We start from the raw sequence: 698 nt of genomic DNA, 5'->3' as shown, positions 1-698 counted from the left end.
TGTCCTGAACTACACAATTGTAGTGACCAACACGGGCAATGTAACCCTGCCCAACGTCGTGGTCGTCGATCCTTTGACAGGTTTGAACCAGACCATTGCTTCGCTCGCTCCAACGGCTTCGCAAAGCTTCAACACATCTTACACAATCGTCCAATCTGACTTGGACAACGGTTCGGTCGCCAACACAGCTTCGGCTTCTTCGGGATCGGTATCCGTTTCCGACCAGGTAACCGTCAATGCGGTACAATCGCCTGCTTTAAGTATCCAGAAAACAGTCGCGGAGGGCAGCTTCGACGCAGTGGGAGACGTGTTGAATTATACTATTGTGGTGACCAACACGGGCAACGTGACTTTGTCGAATGTTGTCGTGGTCGATCCGCTGACAGGGCTCAACCAGACCATCGCTTCGCTGGCACCTACGGCTTCGCAAAGCTTCAATACTTCTTATACCATCGTCCAGTCTGACTTGGACAACGGTTCGGTTGGCAACACGGCTTCCGCCTCTTCGGGCTCTGTATCCGTTTCCGACCAGGTAACCGTCAACGCGGTACAATCGCCTGCCCTATCCATGGACAAGTCGGTGGCTGAAAGCAGCTTCGACGCAGTGGGAGACGTGTTGAATTATACTATTGTCGTCACCAACACGGGCAATACAACACTTTCCAACGTCGTGGTTGTCGATCCGCTGACAGGGCTCA

General features: G+C 52.9%; 1 protein-coding gene. It reads left to right on the top strand.

Translation table 11 applies throughout. From position 1 onward, the window contains the following. Positions 1 to 698 (top strand): CLIPPER-2 domain-containing protein (locus tag L0U89_RS20225; RefSeq protein ID WP_439651579.1); only part of this gene is annotated, 698 nt, incomplete at both ends.

Source organism: Mariniradius sediminis (assembly GCF_021491425.1).
Classification (GTDB): Bacteria; Bacteroidota; Bacteroidia; order Cytophagales; family Cyclobacteriaceae; genus Mariniradius; species Mariniradius saccharolyticus.
Note: the sequence above shows the minus strand (reverse complement) of the source record. Positions and strands in the feature narration are given on the sequence as shown.